General features: G+C 70.1%; 12 protein-coding genes and 2 tRNA genes. 11 read left to right on the plus strand and 3 right to left on the minus strand.

The window, feature by feature from the left end; genetic code table 11:
- Positions 1 to 88: 88 nt before the first annotated feature.
- From KUM44_RS39205 to KUM44_RS39230, 6 genes are all read left to right on the plus strand, one after another.
- Positions 89 to 160: transfer RNA gene (locus KUM44_RS39205), tRNA-Val, on the plus strand.
- A gap of 554 nt (positions 161 to 714) precedes the next feature.
- Positions 715 to 2,001 (plus strand): ABC transporter substrate-binding protein, encoded by a 1,287-nt coding sequence (locus tag KUM44_RS39210; protein ID WP_217214529.1) that lies wholly within the window; start codon positions 715 to 717, stop codon positions 1,999 to 2,001.
- 14 nt (positions 2,002 to 2,015) lie between these two features.
- Positions 2,016 to 2,972, plus strand: a complete 957-nt coding sequence (locus tag KUM44_RS39215; RefSeq protein ID WP_217214530.1) for a carbohydrate ABC transporter permease — start codon at positions 2,016 to 2,018, stop codon at positions 2,970 to 2,972.
- Positions 2,969 to 3,841 (plus strand): carbohydrate ABC transporter permease, encoded by an 873-nt coding sequence (locus tag KUM44_RS39220; RefSeq protein ID WP_217214531.1) that lies wholly within the window; start codon positions 2,969 to 2,971, stop codon positions 3,839 to 3,841. Before KUM44_RS39215 ends, KUM44_RS39220 begins: the two co-directional genes overlap by 4 nt.
- Positions 3,842 to 3,860: 19 nt before the next feature.
- Complete coding sequence (locus KUM44_RS39225) at positions 3,861 to 4,475, plus strand: hypothetical protein (RefSeq protein ID WP_217214532.1); 615 nt, start codon at positions 3,861 to 3,863, stop codon at positions 4,473 to 4,475.
- Positions 4,476 to 4,587: 112 nt separating this feature from the next.
- Positions 4,588 to 7,323, plus strand: a complete 2,736-nt coding sequence (locus KUM44_RS39230; RefSeq protein WP_217214533.1) for a Tat pathway signal sequence domain protein — start codon at positions 4,588 to 4,590, stop codon at positions 7,321 to 7,323.
- 76 nt (positions 7,324 to 7,399) lie between these two features.
- Here KUM44_RS39230 and KUM44_RS39235 read toward each other — a convergent pair whose 3' ends face one another.
- Positions 7,400 to 9,838: an SCO7613 C-terminal domain-containing membrane protein gene (locus KUM44_RS39235; protein WP_217214534.1), complete on the minus strand. Its 2,439-nt coding sequence runs from the start codon at positions 9,836 to 9,838 to the stop codon at positions 7,400 to 7,402.
- A gap of 102 nt (positions 9,839 to 9,940) precedes the next feature.
- Between KUM44_RS39235 and KUM44_RS39240 the strand changes: the two genes are divergently transcribed.
- A complete protein-coding gene (locus KUM44_RS39240) occupies positions 9,941 to 10,387 on the plus strand; it encodes an SRPBCC family protein (protein WP_217214535.1) in 447 nt (148 codons plus the stop codon).
- Positions 10,388 to 10,438: 51 nt separating this feature from the next.
- Positions 10,439 to 10,510, plus strand: a tRNA-Val gene (locus KUM44_RS39245).
- Positions 10,511 to 10,579: 69 nt separating this feature from the next.
- Here the strand turns inward: KUM44_RS39245 and KUM44_RS39250 are convergent.
- The gene (locus KUM44_RS39250; protein ID WP_217214536.1) at positions 10,580 to 11,305 is read right to left on the minus strand and encodes a 3'-5' exonuclease; all 726 of its coding nucleotides are present in this window, start codon (positions 11,303 to 11,305) and stop codon (positions 10,580 to 10,582) included.
- 168 nt (positions 11,306 to 11,473) lie between these two features.
- Here KUM44_RS39250 and KUM44_RS39255 point away from each other — a divergent pair, with 168 nt between their 5' ends.
- The 3 genes from KUM44_RS39255 to thrS all read left to right on the plus strand — a co-directional run bounded on the left by KUM44_RS39255 (position 11,474) and on the right by thrS (position 15,602).
- Positions 11,474 to 12,040 carry a DUF4365 domain-containing protein gene (locus tag KUM44_RS39255; RefSeq protein WP_062722607.1) on the plus strand — a complete coding sequence of 189 codons (567 nt, stop codon included), beginning with the start codon at positions 11,474 to 11,476 and terminating at the stop codon, positions 12,038 to 12,040.
- Positions 12,037 to 13,266, plus strand: coding sequence for a hypothetical protein (locus tag KUM44_RS39260; RefSeq protein WP_217214537.1), 1,230 nt, complete (start codon positions 12,037 to 12,039; stop codon positions 13,264 to 13,266). Before KUM44_RS39255 ends, KUM44_RS39260 begins: the two co-directional genes overlap by 4 nt.
- Before the next feature lie 359 nt (positions 13,267 to 13,625).
- A complete protein-coding gene (thrS, locus tag KUM44_RS39265; protein WP_217214538.1) occupies positions 13,626 to 15,602 on the plus strand; it encodes a threonine--tRNA ligase in 1,977 nt (658 codons plus the stop codon).
- 36 nt (positions 15,603 to 15,638) lie between these two features.
- On the opposite strand, the gene KUM44_RS39270 is transcribed toward thrS, so the two are convergent.
- Positions 15,639 to 16,298 carry a potassium channel family protein gene (locus KUM44_RS39270; RefSeq protein WP_217214539.1) on the minus strand — a complete coding sequence of 220 codons (660 nt, stop codon included), beginning with the start codon at positions 16,296 to 16,298 and terminating at the stop codon, positions 15,639 to 15,641.
- Positions 16,299 to 16,305: the final 7 nt, after the last annotated feature.

Below are 16,305 nucleotides of genomic sequence, written 5' to 3' on the forward strand. Positions count from 1 at the left end.
TCCGCCACGGGGGTGCGGAGGTCGTCCGGTGCGGGTTCGTGCTGGTCACCCGCACCCCCTGACATGGGGTAATGTTCTTCCTGCGTCCGGGCGATTAGCTCAGTGGGAGAGCGCTTCGTTCACACCGAAGAGGTCACTGGTTCGAACCCAGTATCGCCCACCCGGATACGACGGCCCGTCTGCGAGAGCGGACGGGCCGTCGGCGTTCGCGCGCACCGGCGGGTCAGTCCCGGCCGGTCGGCGGCGGCCGGTGCCGGGTGTTCAGCGAGCATCGGCGAGGGCCGCACCCGTGTCCGTGAGCGTCGGCCAAGTGCCGGGTCGCGCCGGCGAGTGCCAGTCAGTGCCGACTGGCGCCGGGTCGCGTCGGTGAGGGCCGCTCCGCACCGGCCCGGACATGTTCGCCCGGTCCAACCTGTGACGCCTGACGCCCACCCTCAGGCAGGAGACTTCCGGGCGACTTCCGGCCGACCAATTTCCCTGCACGGAGGGCCGGTTTGCGTTCGGCCGGCCGACCCCGCCCGCCCTACCTGCGGAGTTGGGCGATCCGGCGCCCGAACCGTTCCCGACGGGCCGTCAACTCGCCGCGCGAGCCCACAAGAAATTCCTGTCCGAATCATTGACGCACCACGAGGCCCCTCGTAGCTTGTGCCAGCAAGCGCTTACTTGAAACGATTCATGCAGTCGGCGATGACGCTGCGGGGAGGGGGCCCAACCATGGGAACCAGCAGGAATGTTGAGAGGCGTACGATCCTGAAGGCGGCGGGGGCCTCCGCGGCCGTGGTCGGTCTGGGTGCGACCACCGCGTGCGGCGGCGACAGCGGTTCCGGCGACGGAACGGTGACGCTCCGTTACGCGTGGTGGGGTGGCGAGCCGCGCACCATCGCCATCAAGAAGACGATCGAGCTCTTCGAGAAGAAGTACCCGAAGATCAAGATCAAGCCTGAATTCACGGACTACGAGGCGTTCTGGGAGAAGTTCCAGACCCAGGCCTCCGGCGGTAATCCGCCGGACGTTTTCCAGAATGCGGTCGGCTTCCTGCGCAAGTACGACAAGCGCGGTGTGCTGATGGATCTCAAGACGCAGGCGGACGCGGGCAATCTGAGCCTGGACAACTTCCGCAACGGGGTTCTGTCGGCCGGTCAGGCCGACGGCAAGCAGCTCGGCGTACCCGTCGGCGCCAACACCATGGCGCTGGTCATCGACCGCAAGGCCTTCGAGAAGGCAGGCGTCGAGGCGAAGATGGGCTGGACCTGGGACGAGTACTTCGACGCGCTCCAGACGATCCAGGACAAGCTGAAGATCTCCGGTGACACCGGCTACTTCGGCATCATGTACCTCTACGACCTCTATCTGCGTCAGAACGGCAAGGCCTTCTTCACGGACACCGATCTCGGCTTCACCGAGGACGATCTGACGCAGTGGTGGGAGGACGGCTACAAGCGCGTGCGGTCCGGGCTGGTCGCCGACCCGAAGAAGATCGAGCAGGTCAAGCCGAAGTCCGGTCTCTCGGCGGGCCTCGCCGCGTCCGAATTCACCTGGGACAACTTCTCCATCCGCTACGAGGGCGAGGGCGAGTCGGACTACGGCCTCGCGCCGATCCCCACCACGGACGGCAAGAACACCGGCCAGTACCTCGGGTCGCTGATGCTGAGCGCCTTCACCGGGACCAAGCACCCCAAGGAGGTCGCGCAGTTCATCGACTTCATGGTCCACGACCCCGAGGTCGGCAAGACCATGGGCTACGACCGCGGCATCCTCGCCACCACCGAACAGTACGAGGCGTTCACGCCCGCCGACGACAACAACAAGGGTGTCAAGGCGTACGAGGAAGAGGTCGCCAAGGCCGGCGTCCTCGGCAAGATCACCCCGCATCCGTCCGGCGCCGACGTCATCGAGGCGGCCTTCCTGCGCCTCGGCGGCGAGGTCGCCCAGGGCAAGACCAAGCCGGCCGACGCCGCCAAGGCACTGTTCAGCGAGGCCAAGGCCGCGTTCGCGGGCTGAGGGGACGTACCACCATGACGCTCGTCAAGGAAGCGCCCGCGCGCCCGGCCGGGAAGCGGTCCGCCGCTCCCGCCGCCGGGCGGCGCGGGCGGCGCCGCGAGAACCTCGCCGGCTATCTCTTCATGTCGCCGTGGATCGCGGGGTTCCTGCTGCTCACGGCGGGGCCGATGATCGCGTCGCTGTACTACGCGTTCACCAGCTACAACCTCTTCACCCCGCCCCAGTGGGTGGGGCTGGACAACTTCACGACGATGTTCCAGGACCCGCGCTGGCAGAAGTCGGTCGAGGTCACGCTGAAGTACGTCGTCGTGGCCACGCCCCTGAAGCTGCTGCTCGCGCTCGGCGTCGCGCTGCTGCTCGCCCAGAAGCGGCGCGGACAGGGCCTGTACCGGGCCGCGTTCTACATGCCCTCGCTCATCGGTGCCAGCGTCTCCGTCGGCTTCGTGTGGCGGGCGCTGTTCTCGGACGACGCGATCGTGGACCGGGGGCAGAAGATCTTCGGACTCGACGTGGGCGGCTGGATCGGCAACCCGGACTACGTCATCTACGCCCTGGTGGCCCTCAGCATCTGGCAGTTCGGCGCGCCCATGGTCATCTTCCTGGCCGGCCTCAAGCAGGTCCCGCAGGAGCTGTACGAGGCCGCCGAGGTGGACGGGGCCGGTCCGCTCAGGCGGTTCTGGAACATCACGCTGCCGATGATCTCCCCGGTGCTGTTCTTCAACGTGCTGCTGGAGTCCATCCACGCGTTCCAGGTGTTCGGCTCCGCCTATGTCGTCTCCGACACCCGCTGCGGGCCCGCCGACGCCACGCTCGTCTACACCTGTTACCTCTACCAGAAGGGCTTCAAGGAGGCCCAGATGGGCTTCGCCTCCGCGATGGCCTGGACGCTGGTGATCGCGGTGGCGCTCGTCACAGCGGTCCTGTTCTGGTCGCAGAAGAAGTGGGTGCACTACGAGGAGGCCGCCAAGTGACCACCGCCCCCAGCCCTGCCCTGCGCACCGCGAACGAGCGGCGGCGCTTCGGCTCGATCGCCTGGCACGTGGGTGCGCTCGCCGTCCTCGCGGTCGTCCTCTATCCCGTGATCTGGGTGGTCGGCGCCTCGTTCAAGCCGAGCAAGGACATCATCGCCAGCCTCGACCTGCTGCCCACCAGGCCGGTCTGGGCGAACTTCTCCGGACTCGCCGACGGCATCTCCGGCATCTCCATCAGCAGCTTCTTCTGGAACTCACTGATGTACGCCTGCCTCGCCGTGGCCGGTGTCGTCCTCTCCAGCTCGCTGACCGCGTACGCCTTCGCCAAGATCCGGTTCGCCGGGCGGAACCTGCTCTTCACGCTGATGATCGGCACGCTGCTGCTGCCTTACCACGTGCTGCTCATTCCGCAGTACGTGCTCTTCCGCAACCTCGAACTCACCGACACCCTGGTGCCGCTGGTCGCCGGAAAGTTCCTGGCCACGGAAGCCTTCTTCGTGTTCCTGATGGTGCAGTTCATGCGGGGACTGCCGCGTGAGCTGGACGAGGCCGCCAAGCTCGACGGCTGCGGGCATCTGCGCACCTACTGGTCGATCGTGCTGCCGCTGAGCCGGCCCGCGCTCATCACCAGCGCGATCTTCACCTTCATCAACGCCTGGAACGACTTCATGGGGCCGCTGATCTACCTGAACACCCCCGAGAAGTACACCGTCTCGCTCGGCCTGATGATGTTCCGCGACCAGGAGGGCATCTCCAACTACGGCAGCATGATCGCGATGTCGCTGGTGGCGCTGGTGCCGGTCATCGCCTTCTTCATGGCCTTCCAGCGCTATCTCATCGACGGTATGGCGACGTCCGGACTGAAGTGAAGGGGCTGAGGCGGTCACCATGGCGCAAGCACGCGTGAAGGCCCGCGCACCGCGCAAGGAGTCCCGGCGCAAGGAGCCCGTGTTCGGCGAGCGCTTCGCGGTCTTCGCCGAGGCCCTGCTCACCGGCGTGTGGATCGCCGTGGCCTGTCTCGGGGTCGTCACCTACCCCGCGGCCTTCGCGGCCGGCGCGCGGCATCTGCGGCGCCGTATCGCCCACGAGGGCGGCGGCCTGCGGGAGTTCGGCGCGGACTTCCGGGCGGCCGTGCGCGGCGGGTGGGTCGTCGGGCTCGCCGGGTGGGCTGTCGCCGTCGCGGTCCGGGTGGACGTCATGGCCGCGCGGGCCGGGATTCCCGGGGGGCCGCTCGTCGGAGCCGTCGGCGTCTTCGCGCTCATCGCCGCGACCGTCGCCCTGCTGCGGGCGGCTGCCGTCTGGACGCCGGGCGCGGCCTGGCGGGCCCTGCTCGCGGACGCCGGGCGGCGGACCGTGCTCGATCCCGCCGGGTCCTTCCTGGTCGTCTGCGGACTGGCCGTCGTGGCCCTGTCCGCCTGGTTCGTCCCGCCGCTTGCGGTCCCCGTCCTGGGGGCCGTCGCGGCGGCCGCCGTCGCCGTGGAGGAGCGCCACCGGCACCGCTGACGCGCGGTGCCCTCGCACCAGGTCGGCGCCCGGGGCGCCGCACCTCTCGCTGTCATGCCCCTGACTATCCACCCCTCGCATCCCCCGTACGGAAGGAAAGGCTGGACTTCTCATGTCTCCCATCCCCCGTAGGTCCATCCTCAAGGCGGCCGCCGTCGCCGGAGCCGCCGCGCAGTTCAGCTGGGCGCCAGGAGCCAAGGACGCGCAGGCCGCCCCCAGAGCCGCCGGGGCCGACGAAGGTCCCGTGACCCTGGACTGGCTGGAGGACGGCGGCCTGGGCGCCGCGCCCGGCTCCACCGTCGGCGTGCCCTGGCCGAAGGGCGCGTACCAGGAGGACCAGACCTTCGCGCTCACGGACGCCGACGGCAAGTCCGTGCCCGTGCAGACCTGGCCGCTCGCCTACTGGCCCGACGGCTCCCTCAAGTGGACGGCCCACGCGGTGAGTTCGGGCAACGGCAAGCTCACCCTCGCCGCCGGCGCCGCCGCCGTACCGGAGAAGAAGGTCACCGTCGACAAGAGCGGTGGGACGATCGACGTCTCGACCGGCGTCATCACGGCGAAGATCGGCAAGTCCGGCGCCACCCTCGTCAAGTCGGTCACCCGTGGCTCCACGGAGATCGCCAGGAACGGCCGCCTGGTGCTGATCCGCCAGCCCGAGATCGAGGACGAGGACCAGGGCGCGGTCAGGACCGAGCGCTTCGAAGGGGCCATCTCGAAGGTCGAGGTCGAGCAGGAGGGCCCCGTCCGCGCGGTCGTCCGCATCGACGGCAAGCACCGCAAGGGCAGCCGCAGCCGGCTCCCCTTCTCCATCCGCCTCTACTTCTACGCGGGCGCCGACTCCTTCCGCATGGTGCACACCATCACCTACGACGGCACCCAGGAGCCCGGCAAGGCCGGCGGCGACTTCATCCGCGGCATCGGCGTGCGCTTCACCGTGCCGATGCGGGACCAGTCCTACGACCGCCACATCCGCATCGGCGGCGACGGCACCGGACTGCTCCGCGAGGCCGTCAAGGGCATCACCGGACTGCGCCGCGACCCGGGGGCCGCCGTACAGGCCGCGCAGTTCGCGGGGGAGAAGCTGCCCGATCCGTCCACGTGGGACCAGCGGGTCACCACCCGGCTCCAGTACATCCCCGAGTGGGGCGACTACACCCTCTCCCAGCTCTCCGCCGACGGCTTCACCCTGCGCAAGCGGACGAAGAAGGGCTACGGCTGGATCGGCGCCGGCGGCGGCAAGCGGGCCTCCGGTTTCGGATACGTCGGTGGCGTCAGCGGCGGACTCTCCTTCGGGCTGCGGGACTTCTGGGAGAAGTTCCCCGCCCAGCTCGACATCCGCGACGCCCACACCGACGCGGCCGAGGTCACCATGTGGCTCTGGTCGCCCGAGGCGCAGCCCATGGACCTGCGCTTCTACCACGACGGCATGGGCCAGGACACCTACCCCGAGCAGCTCGAAGGACTCAACATCACCTACGAGGACTACGAGCCGGAGTTCGGCACGCCGTACGGCATCGCCCGTACGTCGGAGCTGTTGTTCTGGGCCAACGAGTCCACGCCCTCACCGCAAGCCCTGGCCCAGCAGGTCGAGGCCGTACGGGTGCTGCCGCAGCTCGCCGCCCCGCCCCAGCAGCTCATCAAGGCCAAGGTCTTCGGCCCGGGCCTGTACTCCGAGCCCGACCGCTCCACGCCGGCCAAGGCGAAGATCGAGGACCACCTGGACTTCCTCTTCACCTACTACAAGGACCAGGTGGAGCAGCGCCGTTGGTACGGCTTCTGGGACTACGGCGACATCATGCACACCTACGACACCGTCAGGCACCAGTGGCGGTACGACATCGGCGGCTACGCCTGGGACAACTCCGAGCTCTCGCCGGACCTCTGGCTCTGGTTCGCGTATCTGCGCTCCGGCCGTGCGGACATCTTCCGGTTCGCCGAGGCGATGACCCGGCACACCGGTGAGGTCGACGTCTACCACCTCGGCGAATGGGCCGGCCTCGGCACCCGGCACGGCGTGCAGCACTACGCCGACAGCGCCAAGCAGCAGCGGATCGCCAACACCACGTATCGCCGCTACTACTACTTCCTCACGGCGGACGAGCGGGTCGGCGACCTCATGCACGCCAACGTCGACTCCGACGAGACGTTCCTGGTCCTCGACCCCATCCGCAAGATCCGCACCGAGCCGTACACCCCCGACCGGCACGCGCTGTCGATCGGCTTCGGCACGGACTGGAGCGGGCTCGTGTCGGCCTGGCTGACGGAGTGGGAGCGCAAGGGCCCGAAGTGGGAGAAGGCCAAGGCGCGGGTACTGTCGACGATGGAGACCATCGCCGCCCAGCCGAACGGGTTCGTGCAGGGCACGGGGCTGTACGACCTCGACACGGGGAGGTTCGCGGTCGCCGCGACGCCGGTGGTGGGTGTCTCCCACCTGTCCGCCGTGTTCGGGCTCAACGAACTGTGTGCCGAGCTCATCGACCTCGTCGACATGCCGAAGTTCAACGAGGCGTACTTCGACTACTGCCGCTACTTCAACGCCACCAAGGCCGAGCAGGCGGCGCGTTACGGCTCCAACTTCGGTTCACTGCTGCTCTTCCAGGGGCACTCGCGCCTCGACGCGTACGCCGCCGTGCAGACCGGGGACGAGAAACTGGCCAAGCGGGCGTGGGAGAAGTTCTACAACTCCGACGGGTACAAGGAGTCGGCGCCCTGGAGGACGGAGAAACTGAGCGGGCCTGACGCATTGGTGCCGGGTAGTGAGGCGGCGTGGGTGTCGACGAACGACACGGCGCTGTACGGGCTGGCCGCCATTGAGAATCTGGCGTTGCTGGGGGACAAGATGCCGTAGGGGGTGGTTCGGTTCGTGGGGAACTGCGGGTCAGTTGTGGCTGGTCGCGCAGTTCCCCACGCCCCTGGCGGGTGTTTCAGTGCATGTTGCCCAAGAAGTCCCGCATCCTTCGGGCATCCCTGAGGCGCTGCTCGTACGTTGCTCCGATGGCCAGCAGCAGGAGACCGGCGAGGGCCGGCGGCACCCAGCGGGGGAGGGCGTCGGTCACCTGGACGATGTACGGGGCGAGTTCGTGCAGGGCGTCCAGGGCGAGGACGGTGCCCCCGAGGACCAGGGGTGCCTGGAGGTGGTGGCGGGCGCCCAGGAGGGTGATGGCCAGGGCGGCGAGGCCGAGGAGCAGCGGGCGCGTCCAGTTCGGGTCGCCCCACGCCGTGACGAGGCTCGGCAGGAGCGTGGCGGCGAGGCCGGGGCCGTACGCCGTCCAGGACGAGGCCTGTGGGTCGCGGCGCCGGCGGAGGGCGCCGACGAGCAGGGCCGGGACGGTGACCGGCAGTGTGTACGCCTCGGGCGTGCCGACGTCCCAGGCCGCCAGGCGCACCCAGGTGGCCAGGACGAAGAGCGCGGCGGAGGCGTAGGCGACGGGGCGGCGGTCGGCGCGGATCGCCGTACCGGCGGTGATCACGCCGCACAGTGCCAGGACCAGGGCGAGCATCGGCAGGTCGGCCGAGGCCGCGGCCAGTCCGAGGGCCAGCAGTCCGGCGAGCGCTCCGGTGACTTCGACCGGGATCGTCGTCGGCGAACTCCCGAGCCGTGCCGCGAGCAAGGCCGCCGCCACCGGGACCGTCAGGACCAGCAGCGCGGTGTACTGCGGATGCCAGTCGGCCGCTGCGCCTGTGGCACAGGCGAGCATGGCGGCGTACGCGAGTGCGGTCGGGGCCGTGACCGGGGCGAGGCGCGGCTTCCAGGAGGCGGCCGCGAACAGTGCCGTGAGAGCGGAGAGCGCGGCGAGGGTGGCGGGCTCGCCGGTCAGGGAGAGGAAGGCGAGGGTGAGGGAGGTGAGGACGGCGAGTGTCGTGGCGGTCGGGCCAGGGGCGGGGAAGCCGATGGCGGGGGCCGCGGCCGGCTGAGGGGCCGGTTCCGTCTCCGCGCGCTCGGACGGTCGGAGCCGGGCGGCTGCCGCGAGCGTGCCGGCCGACGTGAGGCCGAGGGCCACCAGGCCTGCCACGTACGGGACTTCGAGCACCGACGGAAGCACCAGCGCGGTCGCCCAGGCCAGCACCAGCACACCGGTCAGGGCCCGGGGCCGCCAGACCGCGTCGCGGACAGCGAGGACCAGGACGACGGCGACGACCGCCAGGACCACGGGCACCGCTTCCGCATGAGGCGGCCATGGCGCGGACACCGTCACGGCCGCGCGCACGTCACCCGGCGCCCCGGACCACACCTCCCCCGCCCACGCGACCGGACCCAGCAACATGACACCCACCAGGGGCAGCGTCCAGAGCAGGGCGAGTCCCTGTACGGCGAGGGAGGCCCGGGTCAGCCCCAGCCGTACCGTCGCCGGCAGCCGGTCCACCCGTACCGCCGCCAACAGGGCGATCCCGCACACCAGATACGCCGGAACCGTCCATGCGTCCGGCAGCACGGAGCGAGCCGTGCCGCCGGCCGCGGCGACCGTGAGGAGGCCGGCGGTCACGGCGAGCCCAGCCGCCTGCTTCTCGGCGACCGGCTGACACGCAGCCGTCAGCGCGATGCCGGCGGCGAAGAGGAGGAGCGCCGCCGCACGGGCGGCGGCGCTCGGGCCGGTGGCCGTCCAGGACAGCCAACCGGCGGCACACACGCCCCACGCGCCCATGCCGTACGCACCGATCATCGCGGTGATCCGTACGGGCTTCGCGGGCACCCGGAGCGTCACACCCGTGTCGAGTCCGGCCGTCACCAGCACGGCGGCCGTGATCCCGTACGGGCCCGTGTCCGCCGCCACTGCCCAGAGAGTCAGGGGCAGTTGGGCGGTGACCAGGGCGGCGGGCAGGGGCAGACGCAGCGTGGAGGTGCGCGGCAGCAGGGCGTACGCCGTCCACAGGGCCGCCAGCGCCGCCGAAGCGGCCGCGACGTAACCCGTGGCGTCCACGTCGGTCAGCGCGACCTCGTGCAGGGCGTACGCGTCGAGCACGGTCAGCGCGAGCCCGAGGCCCGCCACCGACTCGGCCGTCGACCGCAGCCCGTGCTTCACCAGCGGCACCGGCGCGGCCAGCACCGCCACCGTGATCCCGCCGAGCACCAGGGCCCGCCCGGTGATCCCCAGGTGTCCCCAGCTGACCAGCGTGAACGCCATCGCGGCGATGGTGAGCAGGACACCGCCGAGCACCAGCAGCACGTTCTGGACCCGGGGCGCCGAGGCCTCGGGGTGCCGGGGTATGACCGGCGCTGGGGCCGTGGTCGGCATGGCCGCCGCGTGCAGGGCTGTGACCAGCCAGGCGCGGCGGTGCAGCAACTGGGCGCGGCGGGCGTCCAGTTGGCGCAGCTCGAGGTCGAGGAGCCGCAACTCCTCGGCCGGTGGCGGAATGTGCGTCATGCGTGGAGTGTGGCCCGCGTCACGCCGTACGGCATGAGTGCGGGTACTCAGAACGTACTCAGACGCAGGGGGAAACCCGCTGCACAGGGGCAGACTCGTGCCATGGACTGGAGCCACTACCGCTTCCGCAGCCTGTGGGCCCTGCCCGCCGCGCCCGCCACCGTCTACGACCTGCTGGCCCGGGCCGAGGACTACCCGCGCTGGTGGCCCCAGGTGCGCGAGGTGAACCGGATCGACGACACCAGCGGTGTGATCACGATCCGCTCGGTCCTGCCGTACGACATGACCTTCACGGCGCGTGAAGTGCGGCGGGACCGCGCGGCCGGTGTCCTGGAGATCACCATGTCCGGAGACATCGAGGGCTGGGCCCGCTGGACCGTCACCCCGCACGGCTCCGGCGCCCTCGCCCGCTACGACCAGGTCGTCGACGTGAACAAGCCGCTGCTGAGACGGTTCGCGGTGCCGGGGCGGCCCGTCTTCCGGGCGAACCACCGGCTGATGATGCGCGCCGGACGGCGGGGGCTTCTGGCCTACCTCGCCGGTCGGTGAGAAGCGGTTTGAAGGAAGCGCGCCGGGACCTGTATTGTTCAGTCCGTTCCCGGGCGATTAGCTCAGTGGGAGAGCGCTTCGTTCACACCGAAGAGGTCACTGGTTCGAACCCAGTATCGCCCACCGGGAAAGGCCGGTCCGCCGCAGCGGACCGGCTTTTTTGTTGCTCGGCTCCTTGTCGCCACGGACCGCCTAGGCGGCCGCGGGCAGATCCGGGCGCAGTGGCCACGCCGGGTCCACCGCCTCGTCGCTGCCGCTGCGGGCGAACCACGCCTGGAGCCCGCGTGCCTGCGCCGCGTGCCACACCGCCTGCAAGGTGTGCAGCTCGGCCGGCGACAGCCGCTCCAGCCGGGCCGCGAAACGGCGCCCCACCGCCCGGACGACCTCCAGTGAGGCCAGCGCGTCGGCCGCCGCGTCGTGCGCGCCGTCCAGCGTGACGCCGTAGTGCGCGCACAGGTCCGTCAGGGTGCGGCGGCCCTTGCGATAGCGGTCCAGGTGTTTGTCGAGGACCCGTGGATCGAGCACCAACAGGGGTGTCGCCTCGAACCAGTGGTCCAGGGACGAGGCGCGGTGGCGGCGCAACTCGCGGTCGAGCAGCGTGAGATCGAACGGCGCGTTCATCACCACCACCGGCCGTCCCCTGCCCGCCTGTTCCGCCAGCTCGCCGGCTATCTCATGCATCACCGGCGCAGGCCAGCGGCCGTTGCGCTGAAGATGCTCCTCCGTCAGTCCGTGCACCGCCGTCGCCGCCTCCGGCACCGGCACGCCCGGGTTCACCAGCCACCGGGTCACCCTCGGCCGGGTTCCCGGGGCGTCCTGGACGACGACGGCCGCCGAAACGATCCGGTCGGTCTCGACGTCCACGCCTGTCGTCTCCGTGTCGAATGCCGCCAGCGGCCCCTCATACCAGCACGCCATACCTACACAACCCCTCGTTCACCCACGGCAGCTGACGTACCGTCTTCTGCCCGTTTGGTGATACCCGGGCCGTTTGCGACGTACGCCGGAAGGACACAACAGGAGTGCGGGTCTTTGCAGTTCAGCGGCCCGCCACGGGGATTCACTCTGCCTGGAAGGCTGTTGGTCATGGCGATAGCGCAGCCCGAGCGGGGCGGGCTGCTGCCCGAACGAACGGGCCCCCATCGCGGTTCACTCGCCACTACCGCCTGCATGGAGACGTTGCAGGTGGGCTATCTGCACGCCGTCGCGGCTGCCTCCGGATGCTCGCTGTCCCAGCCGTTTCCGGACAACGGCATCGACTGGCACGTCAGCCACAGCGCGCCCGGCCACACCGTGGACGACGAAGTGACCATAAAGGTGCAGCTCAAGGCCACCTACCAGCTCGCACCGAACCCGCCCGGCCGCTTCTTCTCCTTCACGCTCGACAACGACCACCTGGCCAAGCTCGCCCGAACGCCGGTCTCGGTGCACAAGATCCTGGTCGTGATGATCGTCCCGCGCTCGCAGGAGCAGTGGCTGCGGGCCGGGCACGACCGTCTCGACCTGCGGCACTGCTGCTACTGGGTCAACCTCGCCGGCCACGCGATCACCGGCCGGCGCCGCACCACCGTGCGCATACCGACCTCACGCATCTTCGACGACCGGGCGCTCTGCGAGATCATGACGCGGGTCGGGACCGGAGGCAGACCATGACGCACCGTCCGCTGGAGGAACCCGTACGACCAGTGCGGCCGCACCCCGTCGACGCGTCCTGGGAGCGTCCCCCCGACCCCGGCGACGTCGACCCCGCCGTGCTCAGCGCCCTGCTGCACCGGCACGGCTGGCAGCGGCGCGGGGGAGCGGCGGGGCGCTACGGCCGCTGGGCCCCGCCCGGCCCTGGCGGCAACGGCACCAGCCTGCTCGTCCCCGAGTCCCGCGCCTTCCCCGACAGCGACGACCTGCTCGGCGAGGCCCTCGTCGCCCTCGCCCGCAGCGGCATGCCCTCCGCCCGTGAAGTGCTGGTCGGGCTCGCCGTGCCCAGCGACGAGGTCCGCTGGTGGCGGGACGCGCCGAGCGGGCCGGCCGGGGCCGCGCCCTGGACGGTCGAGGAGGAACTGCGCACCGGCGCCCGCCAGATGCTCCTCGCCGCGGCGCTCGCCACGCGCGCGCGTGCCGGCTACTACGGCACCCGGCACCGCCGAGCCGCCGCCGCGATGCTGGAGAGCGTCCTCATAGGCTCCGGGGCCGGCGGCCGCCGGCTCGCCGCCTTCGTGCCCGTCGGCACGGGACGCCCCCTCGCCGTTCGCCTCCATCAAGCCCTCTACGCAGCCCGCGAAGCCATCGACTACCAGCGGGCCACCGGCGGCATGGACGCCTTCGACGGTGCCGTCGAGGCGGGCGTCAGCCGGGAGCTGACCGAAGCGCTGGTGGTGCTGGTGCGCGGCACCGAGGGTGCGCGCGTCGCCGTCGACTGGTCGCCCGCGGCCGGGGTGCCCGCGGACTGCGCGTCCGGTGTCGAACCCGTCGAGTTCTCGCCGGGCGACCTGCCCGTGCTGCGCGAGGCCGCCGCCCGCTATCTGCGCGAGGAGCCGTCCGTGCCGGTGAGGATCACGGGAACGGTCGTACGGATGCGCAGGTCGGGACCGCGCGGGGAGGGCACCGTACGGCTGCGCGTCCTCGCGGGCGCCGAGGTACCGCACGTCCGGCTCACCCTGGACGAGGAGTCGTACCGCATCGCCGGGCACGCCCACCTGGTCGGACTGCCGGTGCGGGTCCACGGCCGCCTGGAGAGCCGGGGCGGATTCCGCAAGGTCACCGGGGCGTCCGGGGTCGTACCGGTGCAGGTGGACGAGGCCGAGCGGGACCGGCTGATGAAGTCGTTGCAGGAGGATCTGGACTTCTTCGAGGGGGCTTGTGGTGGGGAGGGGGACGGGGACTGACGGGTGACGGCTTGCAGCTGGAGCGCTGACTGTTTGGCTTCGTTCGCCTCCGGCGCGCCCCTACGGCTCTCTTCGCCGCCGGTGTCCGACAGACAGTGCGGGTTGGGGGGTACTCGCCCGGCGCGGTGTGGGCTGGTCGGCACACGGACCCGGGCAGCAGCGCCCTTACAGGGGCGCGGGGAACTGCGCGACCAGCCACGACGAAACCGCACACGACCGCCGACCCGTCCCGCTCCTCCCGGCGGAGCGCTCACGCGGAGCGCAACCGTTTCGCGGTCAAGTGGGTGGGGTCGGTACGATCGCGTAATGCGCGCGCTCCTGGTATGGCGCCGCACCCCACCTTCAGTCAGGAGAGACCGGTGTCAGACGTCCGTGTGATCATCCAACGCGATTCCGAGCGGGAAGAACGCGTGGTGACGACGGGCACTACGGCCGCCGACCTCTTCGCCGGTGAGCGCTCGATCATCGCCGCGCGCGTGGGCGGCGAGCTCAGGGACCTGTCGTACGTGCTCGTCGACGGGGAAGAGGTCGAGGGCGTCGAGATCTCCTCCGAGGACGGGCTCAACATCCTGCGCCACTCCACCGCGCATGTGATGGCGCAGGCCGTGCAGGAGCTCTTCCCCGAGGCCAAGCTGGGCATCGGCCCGCCCGTCAAGGACGGCTTCTACTACGACTTCGACGTCGAGAAGCCGTTCACGCCCGAGGATCTCAAGGCCGTCGAGAAGAAGATGCAGGAGATCCAGAAGCGGGGGCAGCGCTTCTCGCGTCGTGTCGTCAGCGATGAGGCCGCTCGTGAGGAGCTCGCCGACGAGCCCTACAAGCTGGAGCTGATCGGCCTCAAGGGCGCCGCCTCCAGCGACGACGGCGCGGACGTCGAGGTCGGCGCCGGTGAACTGACGATCTACGACAACCTGGACGCCAAGAGCGGCGAACTGTGCTGGAAGGACCTCTGCCGGGGACCCCACCTGCCCACCACCCGCAACATCCCGGCGTTCAAGCTGATGCGCAACGCGGCCGCCTACTGGCGCGGCAGCGAGAAGAACCCGATGCTCCAGCGCATCTACGGTACGGCCTGGCCGTCCAAGGACGAGCTCAAGGCGCACCTCGACTTCCTCGCCGAGGCCGAGAAGCGCGACCACCGCAAGCTGGGCAACGAGCTCGACCTGTTCTCCATCCCGGAGCAGATCGGCTCCGGGCTCGCCGTCTTCCACCCCAAGGGCGGCATCGTCCGCCGGGTCATGGAGGACTACTCGCGGCGCCGCCATGAGGAGGAGGGCTACGAGTTCGTCTACACCCCGCACGCGACGAAGGGGAAGCTCTTCGAGACGTCGGGCCACCTGGACTGGTACGCCGAGGGCATGTACCCGCCCATGCAGCTCGACGAGGGCGTGGACTACTACCTCAAGCCCATGAACTGCCCGATGCACAACCTGATCTTCGACGCGCGCGGGCGTTCCTACCGTGAACTGCCGCTGCGTCTCTTCGAGTTCGGGACCGTGTACCGGTACGAGAAGTCGGGCGTCGTGCACGGCCTCACGCGCGCGCGTGGCTTCACGCAGGACGACGCGCACATCTACTGCACCCGTGAGCAGATGTCGGAGGAGCTCGACAAGACGCTCACCTTCGTCCTCGGCCTGCTGCGCGACTACGGTCTGACCGACTTCTACCTGGAGCTGTCCACCAAGGACCCGGAGAAGTTCGTCGGCTCGGACGAGGTCTGGGAGGAGGCGACCGAGACGCTGCGCGAGGTCGCCGAGAAGCAGGGGCTGCCGCTGGTTCCGGATCCGGGTGGCGCCGCCTTCTACGGGCCGAAGATCTCCGTCCAGGCCAAGGACGCCATCGGCCGGACCTGGCAGATGTCGACCATCCAGCTCGACTTCAACCTGCCGGAGCGCTTCGACCTGGAGTACACCTCCGCGGACGGCTCCAAGCAGCGCCCGGTCATGATCCACCGCGCGCTGTTCGGCTCCATCGAGCGGTTCTTCGCGGTGCTGCTCGAGCACTACGCGGGTGCCTTCCCGGCGTGGCTGGCCCCGGTCCAGGCGATCGGCATCCCGATCGGCGACGGGCACGTGGACTACTTGGAGAAGTTCGCTGCGGCCGCGAAGAAGAAGGGCCTCAGGGTCGAGGTGGACTCCTCCTCCGACCGTATGCAGAAGAAGATCCGCAACGCCCAGAAGCAGAAGGTGCCCTTCATGGTCATCGCGGGTGACGAGGACATGGCCAACAACGCCGTCTCCTTCCGCTACCGCGACGGCTCCCAGGAGAACGGCATCCCGTTCGACGAAGCCATCGCGAAGATCGCACAGGTCGTCGAGGAGCGGGCGCAGATCTGATCCGGCTGCGCGCACGCACTGGGGCCCTCGGGGAGTTCAGTTCCCCGGGGGCCTTTCGTCGTCCTCGTGGGAGAAGACGTGCAGCAGCCACGAGGCGAAGGTGCCGGTCACGGCCCCGAGCAGGCCCAGTCCCACGGCCATGATCCCTACGGCGATCAGCCGCCCCCGGAAAGTGACGGGGGTGAAGTCGCCGTAACCAACCGTGGCGAGCGTCGAACATGTCCACCACAGGGCGTCGCCGAAGGTCCGCATCGTCGCGCCCGGCGCCCCGCGCTCCTGGTGGTAGACCGAGAGGGCACCGGTGAAGCCGAGGAGCACCGTGGACAGGCCGGCGTAGACGATCACCCGCGCGTGCACGGTGAGCCAGGGCCGTCCGTGCCGACGCCTGACGGTGTCGTACGCCTTCACGATCTGGAGCGGCCGCAGCAGCGGCAGGAACAGCACCACCGTGTCCAGCGGGTGCCGGTGTACGAAGCTCCGTCGCTGTCCGCTGAGCAGCCAGCGCACGGCGTAGTCGACACCGAACAACGCCCAGGCGGTGAAGGTCAGCGCGAGACAGAGGTCGAGCACGGCATCCGTGAGATGACCATGGCCCAGGACACGGATCGCGTAGGAGGTGAGGAAGACGAGGGACGCCACGGCGAGAGGGATCTCGGTGTGCTGCTGCCAGCGTGCCAAGCGGCTGTCGTCGTCCACCGGCCAA

Source organism: Streptomyces sp. AC550_RSS872 (genome assembly GCF_019049285.1).
Lineage (GTDB): Bacteria > Actinomycetota > Actinomycetes > Streptomycetales > Streptomycetaceae > Streptomyces.